Here is a 26,240-nt window from a genome sequence, read left to right as displayed (position 1 = left end):
GATAAAATAAAGCAAATGATGGAAAAAGTTACCGGATCGGTTAGGGAGGTGTTTATGTTGAACGGTGCGAGATCCGTAAAGCTATTAGGACTTATAGTTGGCGTGGTGTTACTGAATATTATCGTTTTGTCACCAGGGTTAATAGGGGTCGAAATTGGGGGAGTAAGCGTTCTAGAGACTTCCTTTGGCGTGACATTAGTAGTGATCAGTCTTCTTGTTGTCCTTTATGGAAGTTATAATTTGCTGTTCAAAGCTTCGGTGGTTCAACCTGTAAAAGAGATAAAGACGCATGAGGATTATATAGCAGCGCTCACGCAATACAGAAATGTAAAGGTGCTGAAGAAGGACATTACGCTGGCTTTGGATCAGGTCACTCGAATGGAAAAGAAGAAAAACACGTTAATGGTTGTCCTTGGTCAGAGATTTGAGCAGTCGGAGCTAAGCTTTAAGAAGTTTGGTGCGGTCAGTTATGAAGTTGAGAAGCTTTTCTATCTGAATATCCGAGGGATACTTAATAAGTTAAGTGTTTTTGACGCTTCGGAATTCTCCCTTTTTGCCAGTCAGAAGAGACCTGCGCAGTTCTCAGATAAATTGGTGCAGAAAAAAACAGCGCTATACAATGAATACTTAACTTATGTAACAGGTTATCTCGGTGCAAACGAAGAGATTTTGCTGAAGTTAGATCAATTACTTCTCGAAATATCACTACTAGACAGTACGAATTATAAAGATGTTGAAGATATGCCTTGTATGAAGGAGATCGATGAATTGATCAAACAGACGAAATTCTATAAGCAATGAAAGGAAGATGCGAATGGCTAGGAAAGGGAGAACATTTTTAGTCCTCGGGATTATAACAGTGGTCGTTTTTGCTCTTGTGTACTTTGGGATCACCTTAACATCTAATTTAGGCAAAACCACTACTGAGGTTTCGTCAGAAGATGCAGGAAAGCGACTGGAAAAACTTTATAAAAAAATTAACGTAAATATCGCGGAGCAAGTTAAAGGACAAATCGACCTTGATCCTGTAGCGATTGGTGATTCCTTGCCGGATATTTCTAAATTTCCTATATCAGTAACCAATACAACGGATAGCTTTGTCGAAATCTTTTCATCCACAGAGAAATCTGGAACGGGTAATGATGGATGGCTTAATGAAGTGGCGACAGATTTTAATAGTTCCAATATAGAAGTGAACGGATTACCTGTTTCAGTAAAAATTCGCAATATTGCTTCAGGAACAGCGACGGATTACATAAGGTCTGGTAAATATATTCCAGATGCGTTTACACCATCCAATGAGTTATGGGGTGAGATGGTAAAAGCGAACGGAATGAATACGCAGCTTATAACCAATCGTCTTATTGGTAATGTAGCCGGTATTGTCACGAATAAAACGAAATATGATGAGTTAGTAGAAAAGTATGGTTCTTTAAACGTCAAAACGATTACTGATGCAATAGCGAATAATGAATTATCTATGGGGTACACAGATCCTTTTGCCAGCTCAACAGGTTTGAACTTTCTTGTGACTGCACTTGGGACGTTTGACAGCTCTGATTTGCTTGGAGAGCAAGCGGTTCAGGGCTTTGAGAAATTCCAAGCGAATGTACCTTTTATCGCATCGACTACTTTACAAATGCGTGATGCGGCTAAAACGGGGAAGCTGGATGCTTTTGTATTAGAGTACCAAATTTACGCAAATGCACCCGAACTAAAGGGTAGTTATGTATTTACTCCTTTTGGTGTAAGGCATGACAGCCCCCTTTACGCATTAGGTGATCTTCCACAAGAGAAGCTGGACATTATTAAGAAATTCGCGGAGTTTGTTGAACAGGATAAGTATCAGCGTTTGGGTGAGGAAAAAGGTTTTAATGGATTGAATGACTATCATTCGGAGGTTAATCCAGTGGATGGCAGTCTTTTATCCTCGGCCCAAAAGCTGTGGAAGGAGAAGAAAAACGGCAATAAACCCATTGCGGCAGTATTTGTAGCTGATGTCTCAGGTAGCATGAACGGTGAGCCTTTAAATCGTTTAAAGCAATCATTATTAACAGGACAGAAATACTTAGGCAAAGATAATAGTATTGGTTTTGTTTCCTACTCCGATAACGTTACGATAAATCTTCCAATTGGCAAATATGACACGAATCAGCAGTCGATGTTTGTTGGAGCGATAGATAGTCTTCAGGCAAATGGGGGGACAGCGACTTTTGATGGAATTGTGGTGGCACTCAAAATGCTTCAAGACGAAATGAAGATAAACCCGGAAATCAAACCTTTAATCTTTGTATTAAGTGATGGAGAGACGAATGAAGGTCATTCACTAAATGATATCAGAGGCTTAATTGAAACCTACAAAATTCCGATTTACACCATTGGCTACAACGCGAATATTAAAGCACTGGAGAGCATTTCAAGTATTAATGAAGCGGCTAACATCAACGCGGATACAGACGACGTAGTCTATAAAATCGGAAACCTGCTTAATGTTCAAATGTAAGTTACAACTTTTAGGAGGGATTCTATGTCTTTTACGATGGAAGTGGTAAGTCCGGAGAAATTGAAATCAGCGATTGAAGAACAGGTTAAACCTGAGCCACAGGAAGTAACGCAACTGAAGGAAATGGCGATAACCAATGTCTCGACGATTTTGGAGCTGGATTTAGAATCCTTGGATAAACGAAAAGAAGTGTTGCAATCCATAGACAGCTTCGGGATGAGCACCATGAGATCGTCTTCAGACAAGAACTCTCTTTTACAAGTTTCTGTAGGAAATTTATCGAAAACAGGGGATGAAGGCGGGCAAGTAGCTAAAGGGTTAACGGAACTAAACCTCCAGTTGAAAGATTTAGACCCAAGCGCAGTGGATTTTGCCAAAAGTGGTCTTCTAGGGAAGTTCTTTAACCCATTGCGGAGTTATTTTGCGAAGTATCAAAAAGCAGATGCTGTAATCTCAGATATTATCATTTCTTTAGATAAAGGCAAAACCGTATTGAGAAATGATAACACTACATTAGAGTTTGAGCAGCAATCGCTTAGAGAGCTCACTAAAAAACTGCAGAAAGAGATTCAGCTAGGAATGTTGATGGATCAGGAGATTGAGGCTCAGCTAGATGCAGCCAAGCTACGTAATGAGTCTGAAGAAAGAGTAAAGTTCATAACGGAGGAGGTATTGTTTCCTCTGCGGCAGCGTGTGATGGATCTGCAACAGATGCTGGTAGTAAATCAGCAGGGAATTATGGCGATTGAAGTAGTCATACGGAATAATAAAGAGCTAATCAGAGGGGTGGACAGAGCTAGAAATGTTACGGTTTCTGCCCTGAAAATCTCCGTTACAGTGGCCAGTGCACTCTATAATCAACGAATTGTTTTGAAAAAGATTGAACTCCTAAATCAAACGACCAACACGCTAATAAGCGGCACCTCAAAAATGTTGAAAGATCAGGGGGCGGCGATCCATAAGCAATCCCTAGAATCTAGCATTTCAGTAGATACATTAAAACAGGCATTTACAGATGTGCTATCCGCTTTAGATTCAATAAGTACGTATAAGCAGGAAGCTCTTCCTAAAATGCGTGAAACCATTAACCAGTTCAGAGAGCTGGCAGATAGCGGAGAACAGCAGATTGTGCGGCTCGAGAAGGGGAATAAGCTGGGCTTGTAGCTGTTGCGAGTCTAAACCCATCCTAGCCTTTAGTCTGGTAAGACTCCGGTCCTAAGACTGTTTTGAGACTTCTCTTTCTCACGTATAATGAGATTAATTGATAACGTGAGAGGAAGGACATAAGAAATGAACGATAAGTTGTATACAATGCCGATCGGAGCGTTAGATTCCATGCAGATTCCCGTAGAATCGAAATCACAAGCTAAACCCGGCAAACGTCGAACGAGTCCCAAGACCTATCGGAGTATTTTGTATTTTATAATCTCTTTGCCGATTACGATTGTATATTTCGTGTTTATGGTGACAGGATTAGCATTATCAATTGCTTTAACACCAATTTTCATCGGTATACCCTTGTTTTTCGCAGTAGCTAAAGGATTAGATTACATCGTACGATTTGAGCAAGATTTAGTAAGATCATTGCTGGATATTCCTAGACCGATTGAAGAGCGTAGAACGGATATGAAGCAAGAGGGAGCGGGCTTCCTGCAACGAATGAAGTTAGGTTTCGATGGTGCAAAGTTTGCACGTAACATCATGCTAATTATGGGACGGTTCGTATCAAGCATCATCTTCTTTTCACTAACGATAACCGTGGTAGCGGCTGCACTTGGTCTAATTACACTACCTGTGCTTCATCAGATTTTCTTGCAGACGATGGATTTGAACATTTTGGAGAACAGTGTGTTTGCCTTATTTAATATCGACTGGACATTATCTCAGCAATATATTTCTTATGTTGTAGCGGGACTCGTCGTTGCTGTGATCGCAACTTGGGTGATTAAATCGTTGATGGATGTACAGCGTAGAATGTTGTTTGTATCCTACGAGGAAGAACGTCAGTATTAAATGGAAAGAAGCGTAGCTCTTCGAGAGTTACGCTTCTTATACTTTTATCTCAATCTAGTTCGTAGCTCAATAAGTTATTAAGCTTCTAAACAGTAGGCTTGTAGCTGCTTGCGCTTTTCAGCAGTCATGCCGAATTCCTGTTCGAGGAAAGCCTCTACACTCTTATATCGCTCGTCAATGGCAGAGAAAATGGCTTCCATGAATTCACGGCGTAATATAAGCGCAGCCATAACAGTATCGACTTCCTTCGGTGACAGATGCTGTGAAGCTTGCTTTTTTATTTGCTCATTCAAAGGACCAAGTGTCTGATTGGAGAGCAAATAGTCTTCTATAATCGTCTCTCTAGGAACCCCAAGTGCTAGGAAAATAAATGCTGATCCAACGCCAGTGCGATCTCTTCCACCGGCACAATGATGCAGAATACTAAATTCATCTGGAAGCATAATGGTTGCCATAAGTCGCTTAAAGGAAGGGTTATTAAAGGCCATATCCAAATACATATTAACTAGAAAGTCTGTCGTAAAATGTTCAAGAAATCCAGAACGAACCACATCTCTCATGTCTCCAGGAACCTCTTGCTTTAGAGCAGGTACACAAATGTTATTGACTCCTGGAATGACTGGATCTGGTTTTAAACGAACTTCTTCTATTCCTCGATAATCAAATATGGTTTTAATTCCAAGTGATTTAAAGAGCTTTAAATCTTGCTCGGTCATTCCTGTTAATTCGGCTGATCGGAAAAACAAACCATATTTGACTCTACGGCCATCTGAGGTGGTATATCCGCCCATATCTCGGAAATTGAGGACGCCTTTAAAGGGGAGAACACGATGCTTAGAATTTGTTGTTTCAAGTTTCTGGTTCATTTTTGTACCACCTTTGGTTAGTTATTGAATAGGCTATTCTAAAAAGTAGAAAGGGTGTCGCTTACAAACTATATCCTTGAGTAGTTAACGAATAAAGTCATCTAACATTTTATTTAAATCTTCAGCAACCCAATTAATTTCACGATAGGAATCAAAATTACTCATGACGACGATTAAGTTCTCGGTCTCTGGATCTCTAAGAATAAAAGAGGAATAGCCAAATATATTTCCACCATGACCCACTAGATTAATTGGATTGTGATATACAAACCAACCATACGCGTAACTTAATTTATTCTCTTCCATGAGAACTTTTGGGCTAAACATAATGTCAAGAGATTCCTTGGAGACTAATTTATCCGTGTAAAGAGCTTGATCCCATAAAAAGAGATCTTCAACCGTCGAATATAATGCACCTGCTGAGAATGGAACAGACATATCTATTTGATAGGAAGGATCACTATAACGTTGAATCGTACCTTCATACCCTTTAGCATGAGTATCCTCATTGTACTCATTTTTGTCATAACCAGAATTTTTCATGTGAAGTGGTTTGAAAATATTGTTGTTAATATAGTCCGCATAAGATCCTTTCGATACTATTTCAATAATATATCCCAATAAAATATAGTTTGAATTACTATAGCTGAACTGTGTTCCTGGAGTGAAATCAAGCGGTTTTTGTTTGAACGTATCAATGATATCTAATGGGGAGTTATATTTTTGGAAAACAGAAAAGACATTGTCGATTTGTAAATATTCTGGAATTCCTGAAGTGTGTGACAAGAGGTGGTGTAAGGTGATTATATCTCCTTTAGGATAATCGGGGATATATTTATCCAGAGGATCATTCACATTAACTAAACCTTGTTCTTGAAGTTTAAGAATGCTAAGTGCTGTAAATTGCTTGGACAATGAAGCTATTCTATAAATCGTGTTAGGCGTGTTGGGAATATCTTTTTCAAAATTGGCTTTACCGTAACCTTTGCTAATCCAGATGTCTCCTTTTTTAGCCATTAGAACAGAACCGTTAAATTTCTTTTCAGTAAGATATTTGTCTACCTGTGCCTCTAAATCGATATTTGTCTTTCTTGAAATGATGACTTCAGGCTCAGATGAGCAAGCAGAAAGTAAGCAAAGAGTTAGTAACATAATTCCAATCTTTTTCAAATGAATGATCATGAATAGAACTCCCATTCTTTTATTATTCTTTGAAAATTATGTACTTCGTAGTTTACTATTACGTTACTAATGACTTGAGGTTTCTATAAAAAATAAATGTTAGACGTATATAGGAATTAAAGAAATCTTAAGATTTCTTTAATGAATACCCCACTAAATAACCTTCCTAAGTTCGGTATAATGACGGATATCGATACTGTAGATGGGGGAGAAGGGCGTGAATACTAAGAAAGAAAGGATGTTAAGTACTTTTGCATGGGTAATGTTCATTGTGTATTTACTAGTACTTGTGAGGATTGTTTTGTTCAAAGATACGCAGATATATAATCTTTTTGTTATGATTGGACATGGCCAGAGGGTCTTGAATATCATCCCATTTGCATCGACATTTGAAATGATGAGAACTATAGGGCTTTTGCATAATCTTCAAAATATTGCTGGGAATTTTGCAGTGTTTTTTCCAATGGGAATATTTATACCTTTGTTAATGAATAAGGGATTTAAACAAACAGTCGTCATAGTGATTGGCATTAGCGTGAGTATTGAGGTAGTTCAGTACATTTTGGCTATTGGAATCAGCGATATCGACGATGTTATATTAAATACAGTAGGGGCCATCGTGGGTTGGTCCGTATTTCAATACATAAAGGGCAAAATAAAAAGAACGTTTATATTCAGAGTGGTTATCGTAGGGATGATGATCGTATTTGGATTCGTGGGTATCTTTGCTATTTTGACGACAGAAACAAGGTTGTTCCAGATCACTCCTAAAAAAGTAACAGTGACTAATCCTGAGTTAATAGACGGTTTAAATTATGGAAGCATTTATATCACCGGAAAGCTTATGAGTTTCTATGCTCCGGAATTAACGATAGAGAAGGCTATACAGAATCAAAATCAGATAAGAGAGACAATTAGAATGGAACTGGATCAGGAGACAAGAATAATACTTGAACATGTTGAGAGTACGTACTTTTTTGACATTATTACTAGTGAAAAATACATGTACTCTTCATTAACCTATGACGAATTTCTCCCCACAGTCGAAAGCTTCAATCGAAAAAATGTTACTATTTGGAGCTCAGAAGGTAAGCATGTTGATACGATGATAATTATTAATCCATGATAAAATCATCGCAAAATATAACCCCCATCCAGAAATAAACTGCTTCCTGTTGTATAGTTATTGGTCATCAAATAAATCGTTGTATGTGCTGCTTGGTCTGCATAGCCAACCCTGCCAAGGATATTCATATGACATTTACCCGAATCGGTGCCAATTTACAGCTAATGCTTTTTCCAGACTCTCAATTGCACCGTTACAAGCAGCATAGGAGGCACGTCTGCAAGTGGTAGTTAGCAAATGTGCCAGACATCAGAACAATAGAGTCCATAGGGTTTAGATGTGGGATCGCGTATTTCACAACATTATATTGCGGCCAGAACTTTGCATTAAAGCAGCTATGAGCAATCTCTAAGCAACTCTTCTTCATTTTGATTATTTAGTGTTTAGCAGTAGCGAGTCCGATCTCTGCCCAACTATCGAGCATACATTATATAAAGTAGTAAAAGTATACTATTCTAATTTGAAGTTCACTTGTGAAAAAATGTTCGTAATCCCATATAAATCCTGTATAATGAGAGTTGTGAAAACGTTTGAACAACAGATCAGGGGGGGTTCTATGCATTCAAGTGGAATATTTAAATGGAGCATTTGGGGGCTTGTTGCATTAATTTTGTTAGCGCTTTCGGGATGCAGTAGGAGAGGGGATTTAAATGAAATTGTTGCTACATCAACCCCTAATCCAACGATAAGTAATACTACTCAGGCATCGGAGAGCCCAAACGTTGGGGTTGTGGCAAAAGGTACTGTGCACAAAGATAAACTAGGTGAGCGGAGAATATTTGTTTATTTGCCTGCTGGGTATGAAACCGACGGTGAGCGTTATTCTGTAGTGTATATGCATGATGGGCAGAATGTTTTCAATACAAATACTAGCTCCTTCGGCAAAGAATGGTTAGTAGAGGAGAATATTGACCAGCTAGTTGCGGATAAGAAAATGGAGAAGGTTATTGTAGTGGCTGTCGCATCAAGTAACGGCTCAGAACGCGGAAAGGAGTATGTCCCTTTTCCGGAGGAGTCTATTCCTACTGATGGAACAAGTGCAGAGCAATTTACCCAATATTTTATTAATACGGTTATTCCCTATATCGATGGTGCTTATCGGACCATTCCCGATCGGGATCATCGAATGATTATGGGATCGTCATTTGGTGCTATTCAGGCATTGTGGATGGGATATCAACATCCTGAGACCTTTTCATCGATAGGCGCTTTATCCCCTGCCACTTGGGTAAGCAATGGGATGTTAATGAGGAAATTGGTAACGATAACCGGCAAACCTGATCTAAAGATTTGGCTCGACATGGGTGTTGCCGAAGGTATGCCTATTGATCCACTTCTGGATATATTGCAATCGAAGGGATTTGTACTTGGGAAAGACTTATTTTTTCAGATGGATCCTCTAGGGACACATGATGAGAAGTCCTGGAACAGACGTGTACATAGTCCGTTACTCATGTTCGCAGGGAAAGAGGCAGGACAACCGACAAAGCTTGAAGTAAGTGACTATCTGTTCTTATTCAACCCAGAAGCTGCCAATATCCGTCTGAACCCAGTAGTAACGATGGATAATGGAATGGATTATACAGTTTCTGAAGGTGTTGAATATCAAGTGCTTAATCCTGAAGTGGGGCAGGTAGATAAGACCGGTAGGGTGAACTTCCTAAAGCCGGAATCTTTGAATGTAAATGTGAACTTTGAAGGTGTCACCATAGAGCATCAAGTAAACTATGAGCATTATGTAAAAGTGCTGAAGTTCTATCTGAAATCTATGGTAACAGAGGAGCAAGGGGATGGGATCCTAATCCACCTGAAGTCTTCCGCAGAAAAATTAAAAACAACAACGAAGTATTTCTCAGAACTGGTACAATCCGTAGAAAATATGGGTATCTATAAAATTAAGGAAGTTCAGGAGGATTCAATACTTATAGTCTTTAGTAAAAAGTAAATTTATTAAAAAAAGCCCAAAAGATATATGGGCTTTTTTTGTTTCTTATCGCAAAATATAACCCCCATCAGGAAATAGGGTGCTTCCCGTAGTATAGTTATTAGTCATCAAATAAATGGTTGTATGTGCTGCTTCGTCGGCATGTCCTACCCTGCCAAGGATATTCATATTCGTATATTCATCGTAAGACTTGTCTCTAGTTTCTTGTTCTGCTCCTACCCAATTAAAGTTGGTATGAATGGTGCCTGGGGAGATGACATTTACTCGAATCGGAGCTAACTCTACAGCCAATGCTTTTCCCAGACTCTCAATCGCGCCGTTACAAGCTGCATAGGAGGCACCGTCTGCAAGTGGTCGTTGGCCGAATGCGCCAGACATCAGAACAATGGAGCCTTTAGGATTAATATATGGGATCGCGTATTTCACAGCATTATATTGAGGCCAGAACTTTGCATTAAAGCAACTATGAGCAATCTCTAAGCTTGAAGTAATCGGTCCTCTAACATAGGAGGCGCCGGGAGTAAACAAATGATCGAAGTTGCCGATTTTTTCAAAAAAAGACTTTAATTCTTCTTCATTTTGATTATCTAGTGAATGAGTCTCGGTAGATTCGAGCCCTAGAAATTGTTGAGCTTTAGCTAGTTTATCTTGAGAACGACCGGCGATAATGACCGCTGCACCTTGAGCAACAGCTTGTTTGGCGGTAGCTAGACCGATCCCCGAACTGCCACCGATGATGACGACGCGTTGATTTTTTAATGAAATAGTAGACATGTGTATCTTCTCCGTTCATAGTGGAATGTACTTATTTATTTCTGTTTTTTATTATTAGCTATAAAATAATGTCTGCACAGTACGCACTTTTTTCGTACTAGGTACGATTATTCGTACTAGCTGTGAAATAGAATAGCTATCGAAAGAGATGATCACATGGATTTACTGGAGCCGAGATTGGCTGGAGTGCTTACAACGCTTGATAAGATTGGTGGAAAGTGGAAGCCGCTCATTTTATTTATTTTATTGATAGATGGTACCAAACGATTTGGCGAACTCAGGCGGATTATTCCAGATGTCTCTCAAGGGACATTAACTAAGCAACTACGGGAGCTTGAAGAGGATCAACTTATCGATCGAGTTAGTTTTCATGAGCTTCCACTGAGAGTGGAGTACAGTATTTCAGAACATGGCAAATCGCTGATTACTGTTTTGGATAGCATGTGTGGCTGGGGTAGGAGGCATCAGGAGTATCTAAATAATACAAATAAGTAGGAGGGCGAACCTTATAATAAATGCTATTTTGCAGGACCCAACAGGTCAGGCCTATAAGACGCTGATACAGGTGGCTATGGAAGTGTGTGATGAATTTATTTTGGTCAAGCGTGATCAGATGGAGTTAGAGCCAGAAGGTTATGAACTATTGGAACGGTTACAGCCTTTTCTCAAAGAGATCGTTAAAGATGATTATTGGCCGGGGACTCGGCTTATGGGGCATTATGCAGATGTCTATTTTTTTAGATGTTTACCGGATGCGGTCGATATTCTACTATCCTATTCTACGAGCTTGTACTCATGGGTGCAGACTAGGGTGCCCGATGATCTTTGTTTTTTAAGGCAGGGGCAACCGTGGTTAATCAATACAGCTCATGAGCGAGAAAGCCATATTGTAACTGATGTAGAAGAGGAGCTTAACCGACTAGAAGAGAGTGGATTATTGTTCCGTGACTTATCTGTGTTTTACCCTTAATAAAGATAACAAAGAGACGATGTTTGCCAAAGACAGGGTCTCTTTTTTTTGTCCTGTAAATTCTCTTGTAGACCAACGGAAGGCGCAAGATTGAAGGATCTCAGACTGACCGAAATGGAAGGGGAACTTACGGGATTAATTTGGGATCTTGAACCGATTCCGTCAGGAAATCTGGTGAAGTTATGTGAATCGGAGCTGAACTGGAAGAAATCAACGATGTATACGATGTTAAAAAGACTTGAAGCTAAAGAGATTTTTATAATGACAATGGTGTGGTAGGATCTCTTATCAAAAAGGATGACTTTTATGCAGAGCAGAGCAAGGCGTTTGTGAAGGAAACCTTCGGCGGTTCGTTGCCCAAATTTTTGGCTGCCTTCACAAAAAGCCGGGAATTAAGCGACAGCGAAATTGATGATGTTCTAAGACAAATCCATGAGCATAAGGAGGAGTACCGGTGGATCAGTTTTTTGGACAGCTTTTAAACATGAGCATTACGGGAAGTTATGTAATTGTGTTTATCATCGTGGCACGGCTGTTCTTAAGAAAAGGTTCCCAAAATATTCTCCTATGCCTTATGGTCTGTGGTTTTGTTCCGACTCCTGTGTCCGTTCTCGATTGAGAGTATATTTAGTTTTATCCCATCTGAAGTACAGAACTCACCTCTAAATAAGTTATACACACAAACGCCCCAAATCCAAAATGTAATCAACACATCCGACCAAGCCGTAAATAATAAAATACCCGTACCTATCCCTCTACACCTATTGCACCAAGTGGTATAATCCCTTCAAATCCTTCAGACGCGTGGATTAACATAGGCCAATATATATGGTTGATCGGGATTGCGCTGCTGCTCATTTACAGCATTATTGCCACTGTTCGACTTTCACGAAACTTAAGAGCCGCAACCCCTTTTAAGAATGCTTATTTTCATGATTTCACTCCTAGCTGAAAAATTGGGAATTTCGTTGTATTTGTGTCTCCGTCGGCAAATTGTATTCGGTTTTTCACATACATTTGGCTTATTTACGTTACTGTCGGCAAATTGTATTCGGTTTTTCACATACATTTGGCTTATTACGTTACCGTAGGCAAATTGTATTCGGTTTTTCGCATACATTTGGCTTATTACGTTACCGTCGGCAAATTGTATTCGGTTTTTCGCATACATTTGTCCGTAAGCTCGACTAAAACATGTATTTCGAAGGATTTAAGGTCCGCTCGGTCCGTCATCCCAAAGAGGCGTGTGCTTAATTTAAAACAGGGCTCCCCATTGCCAGCAGTTGAATATAGGCTCATCCCTTGAATTCATTTCACATTTCTCCGCAATCTAGAAATTTTAAAAATTCTATTATAGCAAGCATAAACGCCTTCGGTGTTCTTAATAGGACGGTAGAGTCTAGGCCATTGGCAGACCCAACTGTTTACGAACTTATTCCGAACTACGACAGAGAGTGCATCTAGCTCGACAAGCTCTGCCAGAGCGTACGCCTCTTGAAGACCAACCTGCATTAGATGCAGTACATGTGACACGGATGCACCGCCAGCCCCATTTTCTTTTTTACAATTACGTCACCTGCCGTAAATGTCTCCCTTTATACTGATTTGACAAGTTACAAAATTTTATATATTCAAAGAAAGGTATTGATAATTGTTCTCATATGATTTAATATGATAATGATTCTCATTATCATATACTTAATTCAAAGAATTCATTACTTTGATTCAAAGAAATGATAAATAAAATATAGACGGGGAGATAGAAAATGAATCAGAAAAAATTTTTATTAGCAGGGGTATCAGCAGTGTTAGCTTTGAGTTTGGCAGCTTGCGGTAACAATGAAAAGGACACCGCAGCTTCAGAAAAAAGTGCAAATAATGCTGCAGTAGAAACAGAGGGGACTAACAAAGGAAATGCGGTGGCAGAGGCAGTTGTCACTGAGCAAACTATTACATATTTAGGCAAGGATTATGTATTACCTGCAGATATTCATAATATCGTAGCTGCAAGCCTTGAATCTATGGAAGATGCAGCAATCCTAGGCGTGAAACCAGTAGGTGTACTTGCTATAGCCGATGCCATTCCAGGTTATTTGTCAAAGGAGTTAGCTGGCGCATCTTTAGTGGGGGATAAATTTGCTCCAAGTAATGAAGCAATCCTGCAGCTAGATCCAGACGTTATCTTAGGGTCTTCCAAGTTTGGTGAAGATGTGGCAGGTGCACTTAATAAAATTCAAACGATGATTCCGTATTCACATATTTCTACGAACTGGAAAGATAACTTGCTCTTATTAGGTCAATTATCCGGTAAGACAGCAGAAGCGGAAAAGATTATTAGCGATTATGAATCTAAAGCCGCTAGTGCAAAGGCTGAAATTGGAGAAAAGCTGAAAGATCAATCCATTCTAGTCATTCGTATTCGTCAGGGCAGCATGTGTGTATATCCTGCTGGCGTTTATCTAAATCCGGTTATTTATGAAGACTTGGGCGCTACCATTCCCGAAGTGATCTCTTCTACAAAAGCTCAAGCTGAGCTTTCACTAGAAGCTTTAGCGGAAATTAATCCGGACTATATTTTCTTGCAGTTTGAGACTAGCGAGAACACCGATAATGCAACAGCACTTGATGATTTACTTAAGAATCCGATCTTCAAAAGCGTAAATGCAGTCAAAAACAATCATGTCTTTGTAAATGCAATTGATCCGTTGGTGCAAGGCGGTACGGCTTGGTCTAAAGTAAGATTCCTGGATGCTGCAATTGAAAATCTGTTGAAGTAAAACCGAAGGTGCGATGAATAAGATGAATACAAAAAATTGGAAAGTTATATTGATCCTATCAACTTCTCCATTATTCATCGTATTAGCAATGGTTGTATCCGTCTTATATGGTGTTAAGGATATTGGAATAGTAACAATCTGGCAGGCGATTACACACTTCGATGCAAATAATGTGGACCACAACATTATTATGACATCTAGATTACCGCGTGTAATCGCCGCTTTATTAGTTGGAGCGGCCCTAGCTGTTTCAGGGGCGTTAATGCAAGGCGTTACACGGAATTATCTTGCATCACCATCGATTATGGGAGTAAATGACGGATCGGCATTTGTTATTACGTTGGCTATGGTGTTTTATCCTGGATTATCGAATATTCATATGATTCTTTTATCCATGGTGGGTTCCGCTATCGGAGCGGGTTTGGTTTTCGGATTTGGCTCATTGGTCAAAAACGGCTTATCTCCAGTCAGACTAGCCATTATTGGTACTGTAATTGGTACATTTTTAAGTAGTATTGCCTCAGCAGTAGCGATGTTTTTTCAAGTCTCACAAAATGTTAGCGTTTGGTATAGCTCTAAAATACATACTGTAAATCCAGATATGCTAATATTGTCCATTCCTTTTATAATGGTTGGTCTGCTCTTGGCAGTTAGTATTTCTAAATCTGTAATGGTTGCCTCCCTAGGGGATGAAACGGCAATTAGCTTGGGTCAACGGACAAAATGGGTGAAAATCATCAGTATTTTATCTGTTGTATGTCTGACCGGGACAGCAGTGGCCTTAGTAGGTAAGATTGCCTTTGTAGGTCTAATCATTCCTCATATTACACGTTTTATCGTTGGTATCGACTATCGTTTCATCATTCCTTGCTCAGCAGTCATTGGGGCTGTTTTTTTAGCATTTTGCGATGTCTTAAGCCGTTATATTAACTTTCCGTTTGAGACGCCAATTGGTGTTGTAACAGCCTTTATTGGAATCCCGTTCTTCCTTTATTTAATTCGGATCAAAGGGGGAGAGCAACGTGGATAGAGGCAGAATACAGTTTAGTCGCTATATATTGACGCTACTAGCTTTTATCCTGCTAACACTTGTGGCGGGGTATTTTCATCTAACGAATGGCGCTTTTGATATGTCTGTCCTGGATGTGATAAAAACGCTACTACGAATAGATCCCAATCCTAAATTTGACCTGGTTATTTTTCAATTTCGACTACCTCGGATCATTATTGCTTCATTAGTAGGCATAGGTCTGGGGATGGCTGGAACGGTCATTCAAGGCATTACCCGAAATGGACTGGCTGATCCAGGTATCCTTGGGATTAATGCCGGTGCCGGAGCTGCCATCGTTGCGTTTATGTTTTTCTTTCAGATGTCGGGAGTTACTTTTTTCAAAGAAAGCTGGTTCTCGATACTAGCCATGCCGCTGTTTGGTTTTGTGGGAGGGCTTGCCGCAGTTGTAATTATCTTTATTTTCTCATGGCGGAATGGTGCACTTGATATGCAACGTTTGATATTGACAGGGATCGCGATTAGCAGTGGTTTTGGGGCGTTGTCGTTGTATCTTTCTCTGAAAATGAATGCAAGTGATTATGAAATGGCTGCGGTATGGAGTGTCGGAAGTATTTACAGCGCGAATTGGACTTATATCATAATGATCACACCTTGGGTGCTGATTTTAGGATTTGTTATGTATCGAAAAAGCTATTTGCTCAATTATTTTCAATTGGAGGATTCCAGCACAAAAAGCTTGGGGATCTCCGTAGAAAAAGAAAAGCTGATCTTTCTATTATGCAGTGTGGGGATAGTAAGTGTCTGTGTATCTGTATCCGGTTCAATAGGTTTTATAGGATTGATGGCTCCTCACATCGCTAGAAGATTAGTAGGGATTAATCACCGCTATATTATGTTATCCAGTGCAGTGGTTGGGATGTTTTTGCTTGTAATCTCGGATTATTTTGCCAAAACATTATTTCAGCCAGCAGAGTTACCCGTGGGTATAGTCGTTTCGATTATTGGTATTCCTTATTTCTTATATTTATTAGCAAAGTCAAGAGTGTAGGGGAGAGTGAGCAGCACATATGTCAACACAAGTAGAGCTCGAACATACAGAATCATGGAAGCTAGAATCTCAATATATGGGCTACACGTATGATATAAAAGTCTCAATTCCGAGAGAAGAGGCCCCTGACAATGGATTCCCCGTCTATTACATGCTCGATGGTAATTCACATTTTCAATTAGGTCGGGATGTCGTGAAGTTGCAGTCAAGAAATGCGCCGAAAACTTTGATTGCACCAGCCATCGTGATTGGCATTGGACATTATGGTTCAGATGATGTGGTCTCTAAAAGAAGGTTTTATGATTTCACACCTCCTGCGAAGCAGTATGTATATCCGGATCGATTGAAAAATGCTGATATAGGACCACATGGTGGTGCTGAAAAGTTCCTATCTTTTTTAGAGTTAGAGTTAATGCCCCTGGTCTCTGAAAAATATAATGTAGATCAACAGAAGCAAGTTTTGTTTGGGCACTCTCTAAGCGGGTTATTTGTCCTCTGGACGCTATTCACTCGTGCGGAGCTTTTTCAGTATTATTTGGCCTCTAGCCCCTCGATTTGGTGGAATGATCATGAAATTCTGGCGTATGCGGAGCATTGGTGTAAGTATGGTCAAACGATAAGTTCCGAGAAGAGAAAGCTATTGATCACAGTGGGCAGTGAAGAGACGTTTATGGTCGATGATGCTAAAGGATTATTTTCAAAATTATGTGAGTATTCTTTGCCTGATTTACAGGTTGAGCATTACGTAGCGCCAGATGAAAACCACGCGTCAGTAGTGCCGACCATCATGAGCAGAGCGTTCCGCATGTTGAACCGTTAAGGAAGGGGGTATGATGCAGGATGATGTTAGGAGAACTTATTACTTTCGAACATATGGGGCGACAAATTACTGTGTATCTTCCTAAATCATATGATTTGTTTCCTGAACGAAGCTTCCCCGCGGTTTTCTTACAGGATGGATATTTTTTGTTCAAAGAGGCGACTTCAGCTATAGAGAACGACGTGGAGGAGAGGATTACAGAGCCGGTTATTTTTATCGGAATTGATTCTCAGCTGCGGAATGATGAGTATACACCTTGGGAAATGCCTGCTCTTTTTAAGGATTGGTCCTTTGGGGGCAAGGGTGATGATTATTTGAATTATGTTTATCATGATCTTGTACCCTATATGAAAAGTTCATACCGCATCTCCAACGAGCCGAAGAAATTAGCTTTGGGTGGTGTCTCACTAGGTGGATTAATTAGTCTGTATGCGATGTACAAGACGGAGCCTGTTTTTGATAACTTTATACTCATATCCGCGTCTGTATGGTTTAAAGATTTAATACAATACATGGAGACTTCAAAGTTAGACAGGGAATGCAAAGTCTATATGTATGTAGGTGAACAAGAAGGTATCCAGAAGACTAATGCACAGAAGGACATGGTGGCTAATAGCAAACGTGCTTATGATATTTTAAAAGAGGAGATAGATGGAGCTGATCAGCGGGTGAAGTTTGAGACAGATCCACTGGGCACGCATAATGATATGTTTTTTCTGCAATATTTTCCGAGTAGCATCAGGTTCTTATTTCCCGCAAAATGAATAAAAGGACGAGCAGGAGAGAGTATCCTTGCATCGTCCTATTTATCTGATCACTTCTTTAGTTGCTCTTCTGTAAATTCTCAAGATGTACATCCAGATTATCAAAGGTTTGTGAAATACCTGGCAGCATCCCCATATCAATCACTTGTTGTAACGCTTCTGGAGAAGCGTATTTACCGGTGTTAACCAGCTTCGTTTGACCATTCAGCTCGATAAAATCTAGTTGGACTAGTGTCTCGGGCAGATCTTTTGAAATATTACCTTCTGCATCTGAGAACCCGTCCGTGTAAATAATTTGCTCTGGAATCGAAATTTCCCGGTAAAGCGCCTTGCCCCAAGACTCCATGCCATAAAAATCACCTTGATTCTTATCCTCGCATTTCATGCAATAATGCCAAGTACCCCCTGGACGGAAATCGACATGACATACGGGAAGTGTCCAACCTTTTGGCCCCCACCAATGCTTCAAATGCTCAGCCTCAGAAAAAGCTTTAAAAACTAGCTCACGTGGAGCTTTAAAAATACGCTCTAATATTAGAGTGCTGCCTTCAACTTTGGATACTAGTTGGTTGGTTTGGTTAGAATTTGACATTGGATAAATCCTCCTCGTTTACTTTTCCTTATCTGCTTCCTTGCTTTGTAGCTTCTGCAAATAATCATCCAGTCGATCGTAGCGTTCCTCCCACATATGACGGTAGGATTCTAACCAAGTGTCTAATTCCTTAAAAGGGTCAGGGCGGAGCTTGCAAATGCGCCGATTAGCAACAGCTTGAACTTCAATGAGGCCCGCTTCACTGAGAACACGCAAATGCTTGGACGCTTGAGGCTGCCGCAGCTGAAGATTTTCTGCGATCTCTCCAACGGTTAGGGGATTCTCGCGTAATAGTTCAACGATCTGCATACGATTAGGCTCTGCTAAAGCACTCATTACGTTAGTATTCATAAACAAACATCACTTCGATTCATTGAATTGATTCGGATTTCATATGACGGGCCGTGATGGAGCGACTCAACAGGCCTGCTTTCTTATATTTCCTGTTCATGCTTACAATATACCATTAAGGGAATATTCCTGTAAAGGGATATTTTAAATTTCATTGTATGATAACTTCAAATGTAGGGCATAGTACAAGCATTACGTAGAAATATGTTCCATGATAACCAGTAAACTTTACAAAAAACATAGGAATAGATATAATTAAGTATAACTTATCGGTTTTAGATTTACGCAAGGGGCCTATCGCCAGTAGGCTCCTTTTGTATTTCTTGGCCATGTTACAGGAGGGTGAAGGTCATACACAATGAAAAAATTATGGTTTGTGTTCATTATGGTCCGCATGGGGAGCGTTTAATCCGGCGTGGTGTGCAACTGTCTGAATTAATAGGGGCCCCATTGTTTGTATTAAATGTCGATAGTTCGGACAATGATGAATATAATCAGAGCAAAGAAATGTATATGACGGTCTGGAAACGTCTTGCCGATGAAGCTGGCGCAGAGTTTATCATTCGGAAACGTGAAGGCCGAAAAACAACTGATATTATTGTAGAAGTAGCTGAAAAGAATGAGGTTACACAGATCGTCATTGGACAATCTGCTCAGACTCGATGGCAGGAGCTTACCAAACGCAATTTCATCAATGAACTCATTGGTAAAATGAAAATGATGGATCTGCATGTCGTGGCCGTTCAACGGATGCGCGCCGGACTGGAAGAAACCCATGAGGAAGGTGTAATCGCCTACCTGGTCAAAATCGGGGATGAGTATCAGCTCAGTGATGAACCCAAGGGAGAGTATTCGCTTAAAGGGAAGTTCTTTCACGAATTACACACAGAATTTGAGAACGGTTTATTCAGAATTGAGCAAGAAGATGGAAAGGCTAGATATTTGCATATTTGTGATGGCACATTGACCGATTCTTTATAATCGGGCTTTCCCTTATCAACATTGGGGCCTTGTATATAAGGCCCTACCAATCATATGATCTTTGGCTTTTGGTAAAAAAGTAAGTACTAAAGTTCACAACTTGATAAGCTCAAGTGGAAAAGGAGGACTGCCTTTGCTGCATGTAATCATACTTGTTCCGTTTCTAATGGCCTTAGTAATCGCACTTTTGACCAAGAGAGCATCCAACCTTCATAGAGGATGGCTTGTTTTTCCCGGTTCGCTCGCTTTGTTTGTATATTTTTTAACCCGGCTTCCCGTTATTAAGGGAGGGGATTTGGGATACGAAACCGTTTCATGGATTCCTTCACTAGGCATTGATATGGTTTTCCATCTGGATGGATTAAGTTTACTGTTCGCTTTGTTAATCACTGGAATGGGTAGTCTTGTAATTATCTATTCGATCTATTATCTAGACAAGCGAAAAGAAGCGTTGACCCCTTTTTATATATATTTAATGTTGTTTATGGGAGCGATGCTTGGCGTTGTGCTCTCGGATAACTTGATGGTGCTATACGGTTTTTGGGAATTAACAAGTGTCTCGTCATTTCTGTTGATTGCTTTTTGGCATCGGCGGCAAAAATCGCGGTATGGTGCACTGAAATCTATGTTGATTACCGTATTTGGTGGTTTAGCGATGTTTGCCGGCTTTTTAATGCTGTATGTGATGACAGGCACCTTTAGTATTCGGGAAATTTGGAGCGAGGTTGGCGATATTAGTGGGCATGCGTTGTTTATTCCAGCGATGCTATTAATTCTATTAGGTGCATTCACCAAATCAGCGCAGTTCCCGTTCCATATCTGGCTGCCGGATGCCATGGAGGCACCGACACCCGTCAGCGCATATCTTCACTCGGCAACGATGGTTAAAGCTGGATTGTATCTTGTCGCCCGTTTCAGCCCTATTTTTGCGGGGCAATATGAGTGGTTCTGGATTGTGTCAGGCGTCGGTTTGATCACCTTGATCTATGGTTCGATCCAGGCGATGAAGCAGACGGACCTGAAGGCTCTATTAGCCTATTCAACAATTAGTCAACTTGGACTGATTATGGGATTGCTAGGAATGGGATCGGCAGCGGCATTTTATATAGGGGAAGAAGCTGTCTTTTATACTGCTGCAACAACAGCGGCTATCTTTCATCTTATTAACCATGCCATCTTTAAAGGCTCGTTGTTTATGATGGTCGGTATAGTTGACCATGAGACGGGTACCCGCGACCTGCGAAAGCTGGGCGGACTGATTTCCATTATGCCGGTTACCTTTACGGTAGCGATGATCGGCAGTTTCTCCATGGCTGGTTTGCCGCCATTTTCGGGATTTTTAAGTAAAGAGATGTTTTTTACAGCTGTCCTGAATATCCGAAACTTGGATATATTCTCTATTCCCTCGTTGTTTACGCTCTTCCCGGTTTTGGCCTGGATTGCCAGCGTGTTTACTTTTGCATACAGTATGATTTTGGTATTCCACACCTTTTTCGGAAAATATCAGCCTGAGAAGCTGGACAAAAAACCGCATGAAGCCCCATTAGGACTTCTGCTTGCCCCGTGCCTGCTTGCAGTGCTGTCTATATTTATCGGTTTTTTCCCGAATATATTATCTAATACACTTATTATCCCTGCAATGAATGCTATACACCCTATCTTGCAGACCGGGGAACCTTTTGTTGTGAATATCCATTTCTGGCACGGCTGGACACCAGAAGTATGGATGACACTTGGTGTTGTGATTCTTGGTATTACTGTATACCGAATCTATGGCCGCTTAAGTCTGGTCGATAAAGAATGGGGCAGTGGCTACACTTTAAATCAAGTCTATGACGGAATAATCCGGCTGGTTGAGAAATTGTCTAGATGGGTGACTGGTTCTTATATGACTGGTTCCATGAGACATTATTTAATGTATATTTTCTCCTTCTTGATCGTAACGATCTGCGGTGTCGTCTGGTATTCAGATGGAATTACACTTGGTACGACGGAGTATACTCCTTTTTCTTTGTTTGAAGTTATTGCAGTAATGGTTTTACTTCTAGGTGCTTTAGCTATTCCGTTTGTACGTTCCAGAATAACAGCCATTTTGTTAACAGGAATGGTTGGTTATATGGTTACTTTGCTCTTTGTTCTGTTCAGAGCTCCTGATCTGGCGCTTACGCAAATGATTGTTGAAGTGGTGTCTGTTACACTGTTCCTGCTATGTTTCCGGCATTTGCCTAGGCTGGAAAAAGAGAAGCTCAAACCTCGTGCGCATTTCCTTAAACTAATTATCTCCATCGGGATGGGCGTTACGATGACATTGGTTGCACTTGCTGCTTTAGGCAGTAGTCCGTTCGAATCCATCTCGAAATATTATGTGGAGAATAGCTATACTTTGGGTGGCGGTAAAAATATTGTCAATGTTCTGCTCGTTGATTTCCGCGGCTTTGATACCATGTTTGAAATAACAGTACTAGGCCTCGCCTCACTTGCTATTTATTCCATGATCAAGCTGCAGTTGGATGGAGATGGTACAGCAACCCAACTGAAGAGGGTCGTTCCCTATAATAAGCCTCGTTATTCTCGAAGTGATGATGTGTTACTGCAAGCGGTAGCTAAAGTAGCATTCGTTATCATTCTGATATTTTCGTTGTTTTTATTTTTTGCCGGTCATAATAATCCGGGAGGCGGATTTATTGGAGCTTTGATGGCTTCTGCAGGTTTAGTGCTGCTCGCTATTACTTTTGGAATGGATATGGTTGAGAAGGTGCTGCCTATTAATTATCGTAAGTTAATTGCGATCGGGATTTCGATTGCTTTTCTTACCGGGGTTGGCTCATTTATATACGACGTACCCTTCCTGAGCCAAACGTTTGGATATTTCCAATTGCCGCTTATGGGCAAAACAGAACTAACCACTGCCATGTTCTTTGATCTTGGTGTTTATCTAGCTGTTATTGGTGTCACTATGAATATCATACTTACGATCGGGAGGGATAACTAATGGAGCTTGTTGTTGCCTTGGCGATCGGCGTATTGTTTTCCGTAGGTGTTTATCTAGTCCTTTCCAAAAGCCTGCTACGCATCCTACTGGGTACTAATTTAATTACCCATGGTGTTCATCTACTGCTACTGACAATGTCGGGTCTCAAGACAGGTGCTCCACCATTGCTAGGTGAACAAGCGGAGGCGTATGTAGATCCGTTACCGCAGGCACTCATATTGACCTCTATTGTAATTAGTTTTGGAGTAACAGCATTCTTCATTGTTTTGGCATATCGGACTTACCGTTCGACGGGTACGGATGATGTGGAAGGAACCAAGGAGGAGAGACAATGAACAACTTGTTAGTGCTGCCTCTGCTGATTCCGGCCTTTACGGCAGTTATACTGATTTTTCTAAAAGAACGAGTGGATCTGCAACGTATTATCAGTGCCGTCAGTGTGTTTTTAAATATCTTGGTTGCTGGAATCATTGTGCACCAAGTAAGTACAAAGGGCATCCAGACCCTATACATGGGTGGATGGCTTCCACCTTATGGCATTGTCTTTGTTGCCGATATGTTTGCGGCCTTACTTGTGCTAATCGGTGCTATTGTTGGTGCGGCTTGCCTATTTTTTTCCTTCGCCAGCATTGGGGAAGAAAGAGAACGGTTCTATTACTATCCGTTTTTCCATTTTCTATTAACTGGGGTGTTTGGTTCCTTTCTCACCGGAGATCTGTTTAACTTGTTCGTCTGCTTTGAGGTCCTGTTAGTTGCCTCGTACGCTTTAATTGTACTTGGTGGCTCCAAAGGTCAACTGAGAGAGACGTTAAAATATGTATTAGTTAACGTGATTTCCTCCTCCTTGTTTGTAGCAACGCTCGCTTATTTATATGCCGCGACAGGAACGCTGAATATGGCACATCTATCTATGCGTGTAGCAGAGGCGGGACAAGGCGGTGTAATGAATGTTATTGCGGTCCTGCTGCTGATCGTATTTTCGATAAAGGCAGGTTTGTTGCTCTTTTTCTGGCTTCCGGATTCATATAGCGCACCGCCTGTGGCTGTTAGAGCACTGTTTGGGGCATTGTTAACGAAAGTGGGATTGTATGCAATTACACGTACCTTTACATTGATTTTCATTCAAGAACCGGGACTCACTCATTCACTGATTGCCTGGATGGCGGGAGCGACGATGATCCTTGGTGCAATCGGTGCACTGGCTTACAACGATCTGGGGCGAATTTTTAATTATAATATCATCATCAGTGTTGGATTTATTGCTTTTGGGATATCTGTCGCGACTCAAGATTCGTTAAATGGTGTAGTGTTTTATTTAATGCATGACATGGTTGCCAAAGCATTACTATTCTTCCTGGGCGGGATGATTATCTCAGCATCGGGCACCGACCGCTTAAAAGAAATGGGTGGTTTAATCCGACGCTATCCGTGGACCGGTTGGATGTTTTTTGTACTGATTTTGGCGTTGGTTGGTGTTCCACCACTTAGTGGTTTTGCTGGAAAAGTGATGATGGTACGTAGTGGATTTGGACAGAATCATGTGGCTCTGGCATTAATTGCACTTGCATCAAGCTTCATAGTGTTATATTCCTTGATCAAGGTATTTCAGCAGGTATTCTGGGGTGGCGAGAAAAGGGAAGAACAAGTCAAACCGCTTCATTATAAAGCTATGATGGCACCGGCAGCTGTTCTGTTCGCGATTATAATTCTGATGGGTGTAGGTGCTGAGACGGTAAACGGATATGTCAGCCAAGCTGGAGCCGTACTGGCCGATCCAGCATTATACATTAACGCTGTCATGAAGGAGTAGATACTATGGCTTTTCAACTATTATTGAATTTCATGATAGCATTCCTGTGGATGTTTCTGCACAATGACTGGACTGGGCCACGTTTCGTCATTGGTTTCTTGTTAGGTATACTCATTCTGCTCGGAATGCGGCGCTTTTGGCCCAGATTATATCTTGGAAAAGTGTGGGCGATCATTAAGCTCATCCTGTTGCTGCTGCGGGAGCTGGTCGTTTCAAGTTATGTAGTGGTAAAAGCTGTTCTAAGACCGGAGCCTAATATACGTCCAGCTATCCTCAAATATACTACAGAGCTAAAATCGGATTGGGAAGTGGCAACGTTAATCACGATGCTCTGCCTCACTCCTGGATCGGTAGTGCTTGAGGTTTCGGATGATAATCGGACATTGTATATTCATGCCATGGATGTTGATGACCCCGCACAGTTCAGAGCAAATATCCGTGATACCTTTGAGCGTGCGATATTGGAGGTGACCCGCTAATGATCCACTTTATTCTTATGCTATCAATTACGATCATGGCTCTAGCTATAGGCGTATGTGCTTGGCGTTTGGTGAAAGGACCTTCTTTACCTGACCGAGTCGCTGCACTAGATACGATTGGAATTAATCTGCTAGCAATGGTGGCCGTGTTATCTGTCTTTCTCCAAACGCAGGCTTTTATAGAAATTATTTTGTTGATTGGAATTCTTTCCTTTATTGGAACGACAGCCTTTGCCAGATATATCGAAAAGGGAGTGGTGCTAGAAAATGGAAATGATCAAGACTACAGGTGAGTTGCTGTTTGCCTTGTTAATTCTTATAGGGGCATTGCTTAGCGCCGTAAGTGCTATTGGTTTGATACGGTTACCTGATGTTTATCTAAGATCACATGCTGCCGCGAAGAGTGCCACTCTCGGTGTTTTATGTGTCTTGGTTGGGGCATTTCTGTATTTTGCATTTTTTCAGGATCATATTAGTGCAAAGCTATTACTAGGAATTGTCTTTGTATTTATAACTGCACCTTTATCCGCCCACCTAACTGGTAGAGCGGCATATCGCTCCGGTGTTCCTCATTGGGATCGAAGAATTCAGGATGATTTAAAAGAGGTGCTGGAGAAAGAGCAAGTTATACCGGTAACTCCTGAACGAGATATACCTCAAGAACAAAGGTAGAAGTGTTAGGAATTATCTTGATTTTCAATAACAGCAGCAAAAACTGTAACAAACCCGCGTTTACACGCGGGTTTGTTTTTTATTAAACGGATCACTATTCTGATTTTAATCGTTCAAAGAACCAATATTTTACCTTCTCCAGCGAGCCTGCGTAGGACCCTCGGAAGACACTCAATGTCTGCTTCAGGAATGTCTAATTGAATACCGTAATGGAAACAGTCCTGCTGTTCTCTATTCCATTTTAGAATTCCTTCTAAGTAAATAGGTTCATCCGTAAGATTCATTTCCATACCAATCCGTACCAGGTTATTTTCTGGATTAATGTTGAGGGGTAACGATAAGTGGCAGCCTGTTCGACTAATATTGAACAACACAGCTCTTACAGGCTTAGAAGGCACCTGAATTCCGTTAATACTAAGAATATGAAGATCAAGGGTTACAGGTTCTTTAAGGGTATATCGAAAAGGTTCAGTTCTGCGATTAGTGTTCATATGCTCCTCCATACTTTTCCATCTACTATAAATTATCGACAGTAAAACAGGATTAGTGAAGAGTTATTAAAC

The 26,240-nt window shown here is 40.7% G+C and carries 29 protein-coding genes and 1 pseudogene; 22 read left to right on the top strand and 8 right to left on the bottom strand.

Annotated features, from left to right (window positions below; genetic code table 11):
- Nucleotides 1–15 precede the first annotated feature (15 nt).
- The 4 genes from L1028_RS08510 to L1028_RS08495 all read left to right on the top strand — a co-directional run bounded on the left by L1028_RS08510 (nt 16) and on the right by L1028_RS08495 (nt 4,516).
- On the top strand, nt 16–801 hold the full coding sequence (locus tag L1028_RS08510; RefSeq protein ID WP_234533012.1) for a hypothetical protein: 786 nt from the start codon (nt 16–18) through the stop codon (nt 799–801).
- A gap of 13 nt (nt 802–814) precedes the next feature.
- Nucleotides 815–2,503, top strand: a complete 1,689-nt coding sequence (locus L1028_RS08505; protein ID WP_076282826.1) for a vWA domain-containing protein — start codon at nt 815–817, stop codon at nt 2,501–2,503.
- 24 nt (nt 2,504–2,527) lie between these two features.
- A complete protein-coding gene (locus L1028_RS08500; protein WP_234533010.1) occupies nt 2,528–3,667 on the top strand; it encodes a toxic anion resistance protein in 1,140 nt (379 codons plus the stop codon).
- A 126-nt stretch (nt 3,668–3,793) separates the two neighbouring features.
- Nucleotides 3,794–4,516, top strand: a complete 723-nt coding sequence (locus L1028_RS08495; RefSeq protein WP_234533008.1) for a sensor domain-containing protein — start codon at nt 3,794–3,796, stop codon at nt 4,514–4,516.
- A 77-nt stretch (nt 4,517–4,593) separates the two neighbouring features.
- Here L1028_RS08495 and L1028_RS08490 read toward each other — a convergent pair whose 3' ends face one another.
- Nucleotides 4,594–5,382, bottom strand: a complete 789-nt coding sequence (locus tag L1028_RS08490; RefSeq protein WP_234533005.1) for a tyrosine-protein phosphatase — start codon at nt 5,380–5,382, stop codon at nt 4,594–4,596.
- A gap of 84 nt (nt 5,383–5,466) precedes the next feature.
- Nucleotides 5,467–6,564 carry a serine hydrolase domain-containing protein gene (locus tag L1028_RS08485; RefSeq protein WP_234533004.1) on the bottom strand — a complete coding sequence of 366 codons (1,098 nt, stop codon included), beginning with the start codon at nt 6,562–6,564 and terminating at the stop codon, nt 5,467–5,469.
- Nucleotides 6,565–6,781: 217 nt separating this feature from the next.
- Here L1028_RS08485 and L1028_RS08480 point away from each other — a divergent pair, with 217 nt between their 5' ends.
- Nucleotides 6,782–7,690, top strand: coding sequence for a VanZ family protein (locus L1028_RS08480; protein ID WP_234533002.1), 909 nt, complete (start codon nt 6,782–6,784; stop codon nt 7,688–7,690).
- Nucleotides 7,691–7,695: 5 nt separating this feature from the next.
- Here the strand turns inward: L1028_RS08480 and L1028_RS08475 are convergent.
- Nucleotides 7,696–8,039, bottom strand: a pseudogene (locus tag L1028_RS08475) (SDR family oxidoreductase); the annotation flags it as partial.
- A 207-nt stretch (nt 8,040–8,246) separates the two neighbouring features.
- On the opposite strand from L1028_RS08475, the gene L1028_RS08470 reads away from it, so the two are divergent.
- Entirely contained in the window at nt 8,247–9,635 is a 1,389-nt protein-coding gene (locus L1028_RS08470; RefSeq protein ID WP_234533001.1) for an alpha/beta hydrolase, read from the top strand.
- Nucleotides 9,636–9,680: 45 nt separating this feature from the next.
- Here the strand turns inward: L1028_RS08470 and L1028_RS08465 are convergent, their stop codons facing one another.
- Nucleotides 9,681–10,409 (bottom strand): SDR family oxidoreductase, encoded by a 729-nt coding sequence (locus L1028_RS08465; RefSeq protein ID WP_234533000.1) that lies wholly within the window; start codon nt 10,407–10,409, stop codon nt 9,681–9,683.
- 156 nt (nt 10,410–10,565) lie between these two features.
- On the opposite strand from L1028_RS08465, the gene L1028_RS08460 reads away from it, so the two are divergent.
- The 4 genes from L1028_RS08460 to L1028_RS31185 all read left to right on the top strand — a co-directional run bounded on the left by L1028_RS08460 (nt 10,566) and on the right by L1028_RS31185 (nt 11,861).
- Complete coding sequence (locus tag L1028_RS08460; RefSeq protein WP_234532999.1) at nt 10,566–10,904, top strand: winged helix-turn-helix transcriptional regulator; 339 nt, start codon at nt 10,566–10,568, stop codon at nt 10,902–10,904.
- 28 nt (nt 10,905–10,932) lie between these two features.
- Nucleotides 10,933–11,379, top strand: a complete 447-nt coding sequence (locus L1028_RS08455; protein WP_234532998.1) for a hypothetical protein — start codon at nt 10,933–10,935, stop codon at nt 11,377–11,379.
- A 90-nt stretch (nt 11,380–11,469) separates the two neighbouring features.
- Complete coding sequence (locus L1028_RS31190) at nt 11,470–11,658, top strand: BlaI/MecI/CopY family transcriptional regulator (RefSeq protein ID WP_253074706.1); 189 nt, start codon at nt 11,470–11,472, stop codon at nt 11,656–11,658.
- Nucleotides 11,652–11,861: a BlaI/MecI/CopY family transcriptional regulator gene (locus tag L1028_RS31185; RefSeq protein WP_253074705.1), complete on the top strand. Its 210-nt coding sequence runs from the start codon at nt 11,652–11,654 to the stop codon at nt 11,859–11,861. The genes L1028_RS31190 and L1028_RS31185 overlap by 7 nt, the downstream gene beginning before the upstream one ends.
- An 826-nt stretch (nt 11,862–12,687) precedes the next feature.
- Here the strand turns inward: L1028_RS31185 and L1028_RS08445 are convergent.
- The gene (locus L1028_RS08445) at nt 12,688–12,912 is read right to left on the bottom strand and encodes a hypothetical protein (RefSeq protein WP_234532997.1); all 225 of its coding nucleotides are present in this window, start codon (nt 12,910–12,912) and stop codon (nt 12,688–12,690) included.
- A gap of 233 nt (nt 12,913–13,145) precedes the next feature.
- Between L1028_RS08445 and L1028_RS08440 the strand changes: the two genes are divergently transcribed.
- From L1028_RS08440 to L1028_RS08420, 5 genes are read left to right on the top strand one after another with little or no spacing between them, the layout of a single operon-like run.
- Nucleotides 13,146–14,156: an ABC transporter substrate-binding protein gene (locus tag L1028_RS08440; protein WP_234532996.1), complete on the top strand. Its 1,011-nt coding sequence runs from the start codon at nt 13,146–13,148 to the stop codon at nt 14,154–14,156.
- A 13-nt stretch (nt 14,157–14,169) separates the two neighbouring features.
- A complete protein-coding gene (locus tag L1028_RS08435; protein ID WP_234532995.1) occupies nt 14,170–15,186 on the top strand; it encodes a FecCD family ABC transporter permease in 1,017 nt (338 codons plus the stop codon).
- Nucleotides 15,179–16,216 (top strand): FecCD family ABC transporter permease, encoded by a 1,038-nt coding sequence (locus L1028_RS08430; RefSeq protein WP_234532994.1) that lies wholly within the window; start codon nt 15,179–15,181, stop codon nt 16,214–16,216. Before L1028_RS08435 ends, L1028_RS08430 begins: the two co-directional genes overlap by 8 nt.
- A 19-nt stretch (nt 16,217–16,235) precedes the next feature.
- Nucleotides 16,236–17,036 carry an alpha/beta hydrolase gene (locus tag L1028_RS08425; protein WP_234532993.1) on the top strand — a complete coding sequence of 267 codons (801 nt, stop codon included), beginning with the start codon at nt 16,236–16,238 and terminating at the stop codon, nt 17,034–17,036.
- A 20-nt stretch (nt 17,037–17,056) separates the two neighbouring features.
- A complete protein-coding gene (locus L1028_RS08420; RefSeq protein ID WP_234532990.1) occupies nt 17,057–17,800 on the top strand; it encodes an alpha/beta hydrolase in 744 nt (247 codons plus the stop codon).
- A gap of 58 nt (nt 17,801–17,858) precedes the next feature.
- On the opposite strand, the gene L1028_RS08415 is transcribed toward L1028_RS08420, so the two are convergent.
- Entirely contained in the window at nt 17,859–18,392 is a 534-nt protein-coding gene (locus tag L1028_RS08415; RefSeq protein ID WP_234532989.1) for an SRPBCC domain-containing protein, read from the bottom strand.
- An 18-nt stretch (nt 18,393–18,410) separates the two neighbouring features.
- The gene (locus L1028_RS08410; RefSeq protein ID WP_234532986.1) at nt 18,411–18,743 is read right to left on the bottom strand and encodes an ArsR/SmtB family transcription factor; all 333 of its coding nucleotides are present in this window, start codon (nt 18,741–18,743) and stop codon (nt 18,411–18,413) included.
- A gap of 342 nt (nt 18,744–19,085) precedes the next feature.
- On the opposite strand from L1028_RS08410, the gene L1028_RS08405 reads away from it, so the two are divergent.
- The 7 genes from L1028_RS08405 to mnhG all read left to right on the top strand — a co-directional run bounded on the left by L1028_RS08405 (nt 19,086) and on the right by mnhG (nt 25,677).
- Nucleotides 19,086–19,724: a universal stress protein gene (locus L1028_RS08405; RefSeq protein ID WP_234532984.1), complete on the top strand. Its 639-nt coding sequence runs from the start codon at nt 19,086–19,088 to the stop codon at nt 19,722–19,724.
- A gap of 127 nt (nt 19,725–19,851) precedes the next feature.
- Nucleotides 19,852–22,716: a Na+/H+ antiporter subunit A gene (locus tag L1028_RS08400; protein ID WP_234533181.1), complete on the top strand. Its 2,865-nt coding sequence runs from the start codon at nt 19,852–19,854 to the stop codon at nt 22,714–22,716.
- The gene (locus tag L1028_RS08395; RefSeq protein WP_234532983.1) at nt 22,716–23,051 is read left to right on the top strand and encodes a Na(+)/H(+) antiporter subunit C; all 336 of its coding nucleotides are present in this window, start codon (nt 22,716–22,718) and stop codon (nt 23,049–23,051) included. Before L1028_RS08400 ends, L1028_RS08395 begins: the two co-directional genes overlap by 1 nt.
- Nucleotides 23,048–24,526 carry a Na+/H+ antiporter subunit D gene (locus tag L1028_RS08390; RefSeq protein WP_234532981.1) on the top strand — a complete coding sequence of 493 codons (1,479 nt, stop codon included), beginning with the start codon at nt 23,048–23,050 and terminating at the stop codon, nt 24,524–24,526. Before L1028_RS08395 ends, L1028_RS08390 begins: the two co-directional genes overlap by 4 nt.
- 5 nt (nt 24,527–24,531) lie before the next feature.
- Nucleotides 24,532–25,005 carry a Na+/H+ antiporter subunit E gene (locus L1028_RS08385; RefSeq protein ID WP_234532979.1) on the top strand — a complete coding sequence of 158 codons (474 nt, stop codon included), beginning with the start codon at nt 24,532–24,534 and terminating at the stop codon, nt 25,003–25,005.
- A complete protein-coding gene (locus L1028_RS08380) occupies nt 25,005–25,298 on the top strand; it encodes a Na(+)/H(+) antiporter subunit F1 (protein WP_042187626.1) in 294 nt (97 codons plus the stop codon). The genes L1028_RS08385 and L1028_RS08380 overlap by 1 nt, the downstream gene beginning before the upstream one ends.
- Nucleotides 25,273–25,677 (top strand): monovalent cation/H(+) antiporter subunit G, encoded by a 405-nt coding sequence (gene mnhG / locus L1028_RS08375; protein WP_234532978.1) that lies wholly within the window; start codon nt 25,273–25,275, stop codon nt 25,675–25,677. Before L1028_RS08380 ends, mnhG begins: the two co-directional genes overlap by 26 nt.
- Nucleotides 25,678–25,790: 113 nt before the next feature.
- Here mnhG and L1028_RS08370 read toward each other — a convergent pair whose 3' ends face one another.
- Entirely contained in the window at nt 25,791–26,168 is a 378-nt protein-coding gene (locus tag L1028_RS08370; RefSeq protein WP_234532977.1) for a PilZ domain-containing protein, read from the bottom strand.
- Between the last annotated feature and the right edge of the window lie 72 nt (nt 26,169–26,240).

It is taken from the genome of Paenibacillus pseudetheri, from assembly GCF_924513355.1.
Taxonomy (GTDB): Bacteria; Bacillota; Bacilli; order Paenibacillales; family Paenibacillaceae; genus Paenibacillus_AQ; species Paenibacillus_AQ pseudetheri.
The sequence above is the reverse complement of the archived record's forward strand: the minus strand, read 5'-3'. Positions and strand labels throughout refer to the sequence as shown.